The organism is Serratia sp. (in: enterobacteria) (assembly GCF_046715635.1).
Classification (GTDB): Bacteria; Pseudomonadota; Gammaproteobacteria; order Enterobacterales; family Enterobacteriaceae; genus Chania.
In genome coordinates this window covers 17,543-28,327 of record NZ_JBKJYW010000388.1, presented here as the reverse complement: position 1 = coordinate 28,327, position 10,785 = coordinate 17,543, and the positions used below count along the sequence as shown (strand labels likewise).

The 10,785-nt window shown below is 54.5% G+C and carries 9 protein-coding genes; 2 read left to right on the top strand and 7 right to left on the bottom strand.

Going from position 1 to position 10,785, the window contains the following annotated elements:
* The 6 genes from ACLQ7H_RS20240 to kup form a co-directional block, all read right to left on the bottom strand.
* The coding region (locus ACLQ7H_RS20240) for a PfkB family carbohydrate kinase (RefSeq protein WP_411754213.1) at window positions 1-230 on the bottom strand (230 nt) is incomplete at its 3' end.
* 62 nt (window positions 231-292) lie between these two features.
* Entirely contained in the window at window positions 293-1,180 is an 888-nt protein-coding gene (gene rbsB / locus ACLQ7H_RS20235; protein WP_021181448.1) for a ribose ABC transporter substrate-binding protein RbsB, read from the bottom strand.
* 25 nt (window positions 1,181-1,205) lie between these two features.
* Window positions 1,206-2,174 carry a ribose ABC transporter permease gene (gene rbsC, locus ACLQ7H_RS20230; RefSeq protein WP_024484670.1) on the bottom strand — a complete coding sequence of 323 codons (969 nt, stop codon included), beginning with the start codon at window positions 2,172-2,174 and terminating at the stop codon, window positions 1,206-1,208.
* 6 nt (window positions 2,175-2,180) lie between these two features.
* Window positions 2,181-3,686 carry a ribose ABC transporter ATP-binding protein RbsA gene (gene rbsA, locus ACLQ7H_RS20225; protein WP_411754212.1) on the bottom strand — a complete coding sequence of 502 codons (1,506 nt, stop codon included), beginning with the start codon at window positions 3,684-3,686 and terminating at the stop codon, window positions 2,181-2,183.
* A 7-nt stretch (window positions 3,687-3,693) separates the two neighbouring features.
* The gene (gene rbsD, locus ACLQ7H_RS20220) at window positions 3,694-4,113 is read right to left on the bottom strand and encodes a D-ribose pyranase (protein WP_411754211.1); all 420 of its coding nucleotides are present in this window, start codon (window positions 4,111-4,113) and stop codon (window positions 3,694-3,696) included.
* Window positions 4,114-4,428: 315 nt separating this feature from the next.
* Window positions 4,429-6,297 (bottom strand): low affinity potassium transporter Kup, encoded by a 1,869-nt coding sequence (gene kup / locus ACLQ7H_RS20215; protein ID WP_411754210.1) that lies wholly within the window; start codon window positions 6,295-6,297, stop codon window positions 4,429-4,431.
* Window positions 6,298-6,606: 309 nt separating this feature from the next.
* Here kup and ravA point away from each other — a divergent pair, with 309 nt between their 5' ends.
* Both ravA and viaA read left to right on the top strand, forming a co-directional pair.
* Window positions 6,607-8,115, top strand: coding sequence for an ATPase RavA (gene ravA / locus ACLQ7H_RS20210; RefSeq protein WP_411754209.1), 1,509 nt, complete (start codon window positions 6,607-6,609; stop codon window positions 8,113-8,115).
* A gap of 2 nt (window positions 8,116-8,117) precedes the next feature.
* A complete protein-coding gene (gene viaA / locus ACLQ7H_RS20205; RefSeq protein WP_411754208.1) occupies window positions 8,118-9,581 on the top strand; it encodes an ATPase RavA stimulator ViaA in 1,464 nt (487 codons plus the stop codon).
* Window position 9,582: 1 nt separating this feature from the next.
* On the opposite strand, the gene ACLQ7H_RS20200 is transcribed toward viaA, so the two are convergent.
* Window positions 9,583-10,734 (bottom strand): fimbrial protein, encoded by a 1,152-nt coding sequence (locus ACLQ7H_RS20200; protein WP_411754207.1) that lies wholly within the window; start codon window positions 10,732-10,734, stop codon window positions 9,583-9,585.
* Between the last annotated feature and the right edge of the window lie 51 nt (window positions 10,735-10,785).

Sequence of the window (10,785 nt, the reverse complement as noted above, 5' to 3'; positions counted from 1 at the left end):
GCCAGCTGTTGGCGAATACGTTCACCAATATCGTCTGCGCCTACGCAGGCAATAAAGGCGATATCCGCACCGCTGCGCCCGGCAGCCACCGCCTGGTTAGCCCCTTTGCCACCAAAGGCGACCTTATACTGCTGGCCGATCACCGTTTCGCCCGGCTGGGGAAACTGGTTGATATTGAGGATATGGTCGGCATTGATGCTGCCCAAAACCACCAGCTTTGCTGTTTCCATCACAGGGATCCCTTAAATTGCGCGCCATCGTCACGCCCCGTTCCGATGGCGCTGGTGATGACTTACTTGGTAACCAGTTTTAAATCAACCGGGATAGTCGCCGGTACTTTCTCGCCTTTCAAGATCTTATCGGCCGTTTCCACACCGATCACGCCGATCTGATCCGGGCGCTGTGCCACCGTAGCCGCCAATTTGCCGCCTTCAACCGCTTTCACGCCGTCTGCGGTGCCGTCGAAGCCAACCACGATGACATCCGTTTTACCGGCTGTTTGCAGTGCACGCAGCGCACCCAGTGCCATTTCATCGTTCTGTGCAAACACCGCCTGCACGTCTGGATGCGCAGTCAGCAGGTTCTGCATGACGTTCAGACCCTTGGTGCGATCGAAGTCCGCCGGCTGGCTGGCCAGCAGTTTAAATTTGTTCTGCTCCAACGACTGCTGGAAGCCTTCGCCACGCTCACGGGCAGCAGATGTCCCAGCAATACCTTCCAACTGAATCACCTTGGCATCGGCCCCTACTTTGTTGGCGATAAAGTCACCGGCCATTTTACCGCCCACGCGGTTGTCGGAAGCGATATGGCTGACTACTTCGCCTTTCGCTGCCATACGGTCGAGCGTAATGACCGGGATCTTGGCCTGGTTGGCCATCTTGATGGCGTTACCTACCGCGTCAGAATCGGTTGGGTTAATCAGCAGCAGTTTCGGGTTCTGCACCATCAGATCCTGCACGTTGGCCAACTCTTTCGCCGGGTTGTTCTGGGAATCCAGCACCACCAGGTTGTAACCCAGTTTGTTGGCTTCCAACTGCGCCCCTTCTTTCATCGAAACAAAGAACGGGTTGTTGAGCGTAGAAACCACCAGCGCGATGGTGTCTTTTGCCAGGGCGTTAGCACTTAGGGTGGCGGTTAACGCGATGGCCGAAACTAAGGTTGCCAGTTTTTTCATTTTCATGGTCGTGATTCCTGTAGGGGAGAGGTTACTTGTTACTTTTGTTGTCTACCAGAACCGCCAGCAGAATAACGGCTGCTTTCACGATCATTTGGTAGTAGGAAGAAACACCCAGTAAATTCAAACCGTTGTTCAGGAAGCCAAGGATCAGCGCCCCGATCAGGGTACCGACGATGCGCCCTTTACCCCCAGCCAGGCTGGTCCCCCCCAGCACCACCGCGGCGATAGCATCCAGCTCATAGCCGGTACCCGCAGTAGGTTGCGCAGAGGACAGGCGCGCCACTTCAATAACCCCAGCCAGTGCCGCCAGCAGGCCGCACAGGGAGTAAACGATGATTTTAACCCTATCGACGCTGATACCGGAAAGGCGGGTAGCCGCTTCGTTGCCGCCCAGCGCATAAATATAGCGGCCAAGACGGGTGTGATGCAGCATATACCAGGCGGCGATAAACACGATGGCCATGATCCAGATCGGGGTAGGAACGCCCAATGGGCGACCAATCCCGAACCAGCCGAAGGTGTCTGCAACGTCAGTAAAGCCGGTATTAACTGGGCTGCCGTTGGTATACACCATGGTCACGCCGCGCAGCAACAGCATCATCACCAGGGTGGCGATAAACGCCTGAACCTTGCCTTTGGCAACGATAATCCCGGTGCAGGCCCCTACGGCAGCCCCCAATGCCAGCGCAGCTGCCACAGCCACTACCGCATTGACTTCAAATCCGACAATCGAAGCGGCAACCGCCCCGGTCAGCGCCAACAGCGATCCGACCGACAAATCGATGCCGGAAGTCAGGATTACCAACGTCATGCCGACCGCCATAATGGCGTTCACCGAGGTTTGCTGCAGAATATTGAACAGGTTATTAACGGTGAAGAAATTCGGGCTCATCGAAGACACCACGGCTATCAGCACCAACAGGGCAATCAGCGATTTCTGCTCCAACAGCCACTCTTTACTGAACCAGCGCTTAGCTGCGACACTTTGTGAACTCATATCTGATTACTCCTGCTTTACGCCGTATTGCTTGCCGACGGCAGCTGCCATCAGCACTTCCTGGGTGGCCTGTTCAATCGGGAATTCGCCGCTGAGGTGGCCTTCGTGCATCACCAGAATGCGGTCACTCATGCCCAGCACCTCCGGCATTTCCGAAGACACCAGAATGATGCTCAGCCCTTCCTGTTTGAACTGGTTGATTAACTGGTAGATCTCTTTTTTGGCCCCGACGTCGACGCCGCGTGTTGGTTCGTCGAGGATCAGCACTTTTGGCCGGGTCATCAAGCCACGGGCAATCGCCACTTTTTGCTGATTGCCGCCGGAAAGCAGGCCAATCGGCTGCTCCATCGAAGGCGTCTTGATATTGAACAGGCGAATAAAATCGCTGACGGCGATCTGCTCGTCGGCATGTTTCAGGCCACCACCGGCACGGCTGAAGTAGCGCAGCGCGGTCAGCGACATGTTTTCCTTCACCGACATCCCCAACACCAGGCCATCGCGCTTACGGTCTTCGGAGATGTAGACGATACCGTTGGCCAGGCCGTCCTGAGGAGTACGAGTTACCACCTCATGGCCGTCCAGATTCACGGTGCCGCTTTTACGTGGCGTGGCTCCGTACAGGATCTTCATCAGTTCGGTACGCCCAGCCCCCATCAGGCCAGCCACTCCCAGGATCTCACCGCTATATAAAGTAAAGCTGACGTCATGCACGCCAGGGCCGGAAACGTGGCTCACCTGCAGGCGTTTTTCACCGCGCGGCAGATTCAGACGTGGATACTGCTCTTCCAGCTTGCGGCCAACCATCATTTCAATCAGCGAATCTTCATTCAGTTCGGCAACCGGCCGCTCGGCAATAAACTGTCCGTCACGGAATACGGTCACATCGTCGCAGATTTCAAAGATCTCTTTCAGACGGTGGGAGATATAAACAATGCCGCGACCTTCGGCTTTCAGCTCATTGATCACTTTAAACAGCGAGGCGGTTTCGGTATCGGTCAGGGCATCGGTTGGCTCATCCATGATGATCACTTTGGATTCAAAGCTCAGCACCTTGGCAATTTCCACCATTTGCTGATCGCCAATCGACAATTCCCCCACCAGCCGGTGGCTGCTGTAACGCAGGTTCAAACGCGCCAGCAGTTTGTCCGCTTCGGCATACATGCGTTTCCAGTCGATGCGGCCAAAGCGGTTAACAAACTCGCGGCCAAGGAAGATGTTCTCGGCAATGGTCAGTTGCGGGATCAGGTTCAGTTCCTGGTGGATGATGCCGATACCCGCTTCCTGCGACTCCTTCGGCCCGTTGAAGACCACTTCTTTGCCGAGGAAATATTGGCTGCCCGCATCTTTGTTGTAGATACCGGTCAGCACTTTCATCATGGTGGACTTGCCGGCACCGTTTTCCCCCACCAGCGCCATCACCCTGCCGGGATAAACGCTCAGGGCAGCCCCAGAAAGCGCCTTCACGCCGGGAAAGGCCTTATCGATCCCTTTCAGTTGCAGTAAAGGTTGCATAGGCGCCTCAGAAAGTTACGCCGGAGCACAGGATCACGTTCGCGTAGGGCGAACATTCTCCGCTGCGGATCACGGCCCGGCTATGTTCGGTTTGCGCTTTAAACGCGCTGTGGCTGATATAGCTGATGCTGATGGTGTTGCCCTGGCGTTGACCGAGCTGCGTCAGCTGGGCCAGCAACTCTTGGTGGAGCGACGGGTTATGCTTGACGATCTCTTCCGCCAGGATAGCGCTCTCTACCTGCATTTCCTGCGTCACCACGCCGACAACCTGCAAGAATGTCGGCACCCCTTGAGTCAGCGCCAGATCGATACGCGGCGTCACGGCCGGGATCGGCAAGCCTGCATCGCAAATTGCGATCTGATCGGTGTGGCCGAGACGAGAGACCACCGCAGAAACGTCAGAATTCAGTAGTACGCCTTTTTTCATGAGTAAACTCCAGCAGCGAAACGTTTCGCTATTGAGTCAGTTTAGAAAATCATCAGGGGAAGACAACCCTGTAATAGCGGAAATGTGATCGCCATCGAAACGTTTCGCTCGCGTTCGAAAAAAGCATAGATAAAAAAGAAGGGCCCAGCAAATGCTGAGCCCCTTAGACTGACGGCAAACTTAAATTAGGCATCATGCTCACCAAGGGCACCCCAAAAGAATCAGGTAAATCAATTTATTGATTTTCGGCCTTATTACGACAAAGAGGGAAAAACCACGCTTTTTCCCTCTTTGTCAGCGATCTCAGCCCCTGATTTAGATTTCGACCTGGGTTCCCAGTTCGATGACCCGGTTGGGCGGGATCTCAAACTGGTCAGCAGCCCGCAATGCGTTGCGGCTCAGGGCGATAAACAGCTTGCCGCGCAGGAACAGATACCATGGCCGTTTGGTGAGGATCAGCGATTCATGGGACATAAAGAACGAAGTCTCCATCATCCGGCATGGCAACCCTTCCAATCCACAGCGATGGAAGACTTCCTCAACGTTCGGCGTTTCACGCCAGCCATAGCTGGCCACCACCCGCCAGAAGGTCGGCGACAGTTGTTCAATCGTCACCCGGCGGACGTTATGCACATAAGGCGCATCTTCAGTACGTAAGGTCAGCAGCACCACCCGCTCATGCAGCACTTTGTTATGCTTGAGGTTATGCAGCAGGGCAAACGGGATCACGTTAATGGCCCGCGACATAAACACCGCGGTGCCCGGCACGCGAACCGGTGGCGATTTTTCCAGTGAGGCAATCAGTGCTTCAAGTGAGTTACCGTGCTCATGCATCCGGCGCAGCAGACGGAAGCGTTCGCTCTTCCAGGTGATCATGATCAGGAACATCACCAGGGCCAACGTCAGTGGCAACCAACCGCCGGAGAATAGCTTCAGGGCGTTAGCCGAGAACATCGGCACATCGATAATCAGCAGGATCGCCAGAATGCCCCCCACCAGGAAGCGATTCCAATGCCAGTTTTTGATGGCGACGGAGGTGATCAGGATGCTGGTCAATACCATGGTGCCGGTCACCGCGATGCCATAGGCTGCGGCCAGATTGCTGGAGTGCTCGAAGCCCACAATCACCAACACCACGGCGATATACAGGGTCCAGTTGATCACCGGGATATAGATCTGGCCGGACTCCATTTCCGAGGTATGAATGATGCGCATCGGTGACAGATAGCCCAGACGAACGGCCTGGCGGGTCAACGAGAAGACGCCGGAAATCACCGCCTGCGAGGCAATAACCGTGGCCAGCGTGGCCAATATCAACAGCGGGATCAGTGCCCAGTCAGGGGCCAACAGGAAGAACGGGTTCTTGATCGCCTCAGGGTTTTTCAGCAGCAGTGCCCCTTGGCCGAAGTAGTTGAGCACCAGCGAAGGCAGCACCACGGTGAACCAGGCCAGGCGGATTGGGAATTTACCAAAGTGGCCCATATCGGCATACAGCGCTTCCACACCGGTAATCGACAGCACCACCGCACCGAGCGCGAAGAACGACACCTTCTTATATTCAACAAAGAAGTTGAAGGCCCATTTAGGGTTCAGCGCCTGCAACACTTCCGGGTTGGAGATAATGCTGCGCGCGCCCAGGACTGCCAACACGATAAACCACAGCAGCATCACCGGGGCAAACAGTTTGCCCACGCTGCCGGTGCCATGTTTTTGGATCACAAACAGTAGGGTCAGTACCAGAATGGAGAGCGGGACGATATAAGGATCAAGCGACGGGGCGGCAATCTCCAGCCCTTCGATCGCCGACATCACCGAGATCGCCGGGGTGATCACCACCTCGCCATAAAAGAAGCTGCCACCAATCAGGCCCAGGATCACCAGAAAAGACGTGGTCCGCGCCGAGGTATGGCGCCCAGCCAAAGACATCAACGTCAGTATCCCGCCTTCACCGGCGTTATCCGCACGCAAGACGTAGGTGAGATACTTCAGGGAAACAATGACGATCAACATCCAGAAGATTAAAGAAAGGAAGCCAAACACCACATCGGGACGGACATCAAAACCGTAATGGCCGGAAAAACATTCTCGCAAGGTATAGAGCGGGCTGGTGCCGATATCACCGTAAACGACCCCAATAGCCGCCAGGGTAACCGCCGATAAAGACTGTTTATGTTCTGTGCTCATAGTTTGCTTCTTTTGCTAGATCATCCGTCAACCGACGCATCCGCATCAGGCTTAAGATAGGGGCTCTAAGATCCGTCACACCCGGTAAAAGGCGCACAGTATGCATCATTTATACTACTTGCCTACTCTTATATCGGGTCCCAAAAATAAACAAAATGTGAACCAACCCCCTTGTTGAGCATAGAAAAATTTTACTAATCAACCAGCTATAGGGCTAAAAATAATGATGGTTTATCATCGGATTCTCTAGCAAGATTGGCTGTCAGCCTGGGTGGCAGGCTCTAACCTCCGGACAACGCGAGCTATTTTATGGCGTCATCAACACTTCTGGCAGAACGGATCGCCCGCCTCAGCAGTGCGCTGGAGAGCGGCCTTTATGAACGGCAAGAGGCGATCAGGCTGTGCTTGCTGGCGGCCTTGTGCGGCGAAAGCGTGTTCCTGCTGGGCCCGCCGGGGATCGCCAAGAGCCTGATCGCCCGCCGGTTGAAATTTGCCTTCCGCAGCGCTCGCTCCTTTGAATACCTGATGACGCGCTTTTCCACGCCGGAAGAGGTGTTTGGCCCGCTGTCGATCCAAGCTCTGAAAGATGAAGGCCGCTATCAGCGCCTGACTGCGGGTTATCTGCCCGAAGCCGAGATTGTCTTTCTTGATGAGATCTGGAAGGCTGGCCCGGCCATCCTCAATACCCTGCTGACCGCGATCAACGAACGCCGTTTCCGTAATGGCAATAGTGAAGACCCCATTCCGTTGCGCCTGCTGGTCACCGCTTCCAATGAATTACCCGAGGCCGATAGCAGCCTTGAAGCGTTGTATGACCGTATGCTGATCCGGCTGTGGCTTGATAAGGTGCAGGATAAGCAGAATTTTCGCTCGCTGTTGGTGGCCCGCCAGAATGAAAGCGATAACCCGGTGCCCGAGGCGCTGAGCATCAGCGATGAAGAGTTCCACCAGTGGCAACCGCTGATCGATAAGGTCAAACTGCCGGAAAACTGCTTTGAGCTGATCTTCCTGCTGCGCCAACGGTTAGACGCCTTGGAACAGGCGCCTTATGTTTCGGACCGGCGTTGGAAGAAATCCCTGCGCTTACTGCAAGCCTGCGCCTTTTTCAGCGGCCGCGACACCATTGTGCCGCTGGATTTAATGCTGTTGAAGGATTGCCTGTGGCACGATCGGACATCATTAAAGTTGTTACAGCAGCAAATCGATCAGTTGCTCACCGAACAGGCCTACCAGCAACAAACCTTGTTGATCCAGTTACAGCAAATCCATACCCGCTGGATGCAGCATCAACAGCAGCAGAGCCATCGTCAGGCCATCCAACTGGTGAAAAAAGGCGGCATGTTCAGCCGCAAGCCGCAATACGTGCTGGAGCATCCGCTCACTGGCACCACTTTGACGCTGCTGTTGCAAAAGCCGTTACAACTGCACGACATCCAGGTTAACCACCTGAATATCGAAAGCAGCATGCTGGAAAACTGGCTGCAAAAAGGGGGCGAGGTGCGCGCCAAGCTTAACGGCATTGGTTTTGCCCAGCAGATCGATCTGGAAGTCGATGAGCAACTGCACCTGACCGTGTTGGACGTCAGCCGCCAGCCCTCCCTGCTGGCCATGCCGGGTAAGCCGACTGGAGGAACCCCACCAGAATTCCTGGACGAAATAGAAACCTTAAGCCAGCGCCAGGCCGAGCAGCGGCGGCTATTCAGCCAGCATCAACCTTGCCTGTTCACCCCCGCCAGCGGATTGGCAAAAATTGAAGCCAGCCTGTTGCAGGTGGCCGAGCAGATCAAACAGCTGTCCCAGCAAATGCGCGGCCAGTAACCATGCTGAGCCTCGAAACGCTCGATATGCTGTTGTCGATCTCCGAAGTCGAGCTGATCGAAGAGTTAATCATTGGTATGTTGGCCACGCCGCAGTTGGCGGTATTTTTCAATAAATTCCCGGCGATACGTCGGGCGATTAACCGCGATCTGCCTCATTGGAAGTTACAGCTGAAAGATCGCATTCAGCAAGCCGTAGTACCGCCGGTGCTGGCCCAAGAGTTTTACCGCTATCAGCAGTGCCAGTTGGAAAGCCACGGCCAGTTCTCGCAAAACCTTAACGATACGCTCGATCTGTTACGCCAATGCGCATCGCCGTTTTACGCCCAGGCACGGAGCATGGTCGACGCCGCCGATCTTCCCACTCATCCGCTCGATGGCAGTTTCCAGACTCTGTTTCTGCAACGTTGGCGCATCAGCCTGACGCTGCAGGCCACGATGCTGCACCATAAGTTACTGGAGCAGGAACGTGAACAGCTGATGGCCGAGCTGCAAGAACGGCTGGCGCTGAGCGGCGCTTTGGAACCGGTGCTGGCGGAAAACGACACGGCCGCAGGCCGATTGTGGGATATGAGCAAAGGCCAGTTACAACGTGGTGACTACCAACGGCTGGTGGAGTACGGCGATTTCCTGCAACGGCAGCCAGAGCTACAAAAACTGGCACAACAGTTGGGCCGCAGTTATGAAGCCAAGGCGGTGCAGCAGCAAGATGCGCAGCCGGAACCGTACCGGGTGATGGTACAGGTACCCGCCATTCAACCAGAAGAGGTTAGCGGTATACACCAAAGTGACGACATCCTGCGGTTACTGCCACCCGAACTGGCGGCGTTGGGCATCGAAGAGTTGGAGTTTGAGTTTTACCGGCGGCTGCTGGAAAAACGGTTGCTGACCTATCGCCTGCAAGGGGATGCCTGGCAGGAACAGATCATGATGCGCCAGGTCACTCATCAGCAGCAGGACCAGCAGCCACGCGGGCCATTTATTGTCTGTGTAGATACCTCCGGCTCTATGGGCGGCTTTAATGAACAATGCGCCAAAGCCTTTTGCCTGGCACTGCTGCGCATCGCACTGGCCGATAATCGCCGTTGCTACATCATGCTGTTTGCCAGCCAGATTGTGCACTATGAACTGACGGCCGCCAGCGGTATCGAACAGGCGGTGCGTTTCCTGGGCCAGCATTTCCGTGGCGGGACGGATTTGGCCGCCTGTCTGAATGCCACGGTCAGCAAAATGGCGGAAAGCGACTGGTTTGACGCCGATGCGGTGATTATTTCCGATTTTATTGCCCAGCGGCTGCCGGATGAGGTGATCAAGAAAGTGAAGTCACAGCAGCACAGCCACCAGCAACGTTTTCATGCGGTGGCCATGTCGGCCTACGGCAAACCCGGCATCATGCGCATCTTCGATCATATCTGGCGCTTTGATACCGGATTAAAAAGCCGTTTACTGCGCCGCTGGCAGCGATAACCTAATAATAATTAATGGTAAATATGGCTTTGCCATCTGCTTTGCCAGGCGTGACATCCGCCTCTGTCTGGATATATCTGGCCACCAAAGGAATGGTATATGTCGGGCTGCCATCAGAGGGTGGAGTATAGCGATTTGGGCCTGCAAAATTGAACGGAACCGGCGTACCGGAAACCATGCCACGCCCAAACTGTATTCCGACGCCGGTCGCCGCCACATCGCTGCCCGCCGAACTGATCGCCATCACACCATTGGCGCTATCAATGATTTCCGAGGTGGGTTGAATAGAGAGATCGAGGACGTTCGCCGTTGCCGCAGGGATAGTTTGCGCACCGGTCTCGGTGATTTCAATATCTTTGCCACCAAAGGCATAGTAACCATGGAACCGAGGGCAATGGGTTAAGTGAATCGAAGCATCTTTCCAAGCGGTAGTGGAACCTTTACCTTTAAAATATTGGCTTTTTTCATACACTCCCAACTCAACTTTAACATCAGACGTGGTACAGGTTTGGGAGATGACATTAATGACACCACTAAAAGCTACTGTTGCTAACGTGGCATCCTCAGGCATATTCATATTACTGCCGTTACTTAACGCTGATATTACCACCGGGAAATTGGCACCATTAATCACGCCGGGTGAAATATCCCCCGTTTTTATCAATCCGAATGAGTAAGAGGAGTCCAGCGTGGTGCTGGTACCCGAAGCATACTTAACATTTATCGTGTAAGGACTAACCAGCGTCTGAGCATCCGCCGAGACTGCGGCCCCCCCTTTCCATACGGCGATACCAATCCCTGGCACACCCGTTTCATAAATATGCTCATGCCTACCAGACCCCTGATAACTTGAGCGGGGCATCGAGATGCTTTTTATTTTTAGGTACTTGTTCACGACTCCCGATTCAGGGACGGTGGTGCTGGTACAATTTACCCTGACCAATCCTTGTTGAGTAAAACGGCCAGAATAGATCACGGTTCCATTAGGAATATCAGGGCCAGCCGTGATGTTTTGCGGCGCGATCGGCAATGTCGTGGTTATCGGGTCGGGCACCGAGCATGTGACGACGGCAAACGTATGCGGTATTGAAAAAATCGCCATTGTGGATAATGTAAATTTAACCAATACGTTGAGCCAGGTTGATTTTTTCATTTTATTCACCACTGTAAGTCATCTAGCCTAATCGGGTCGTTAACGGTCAGA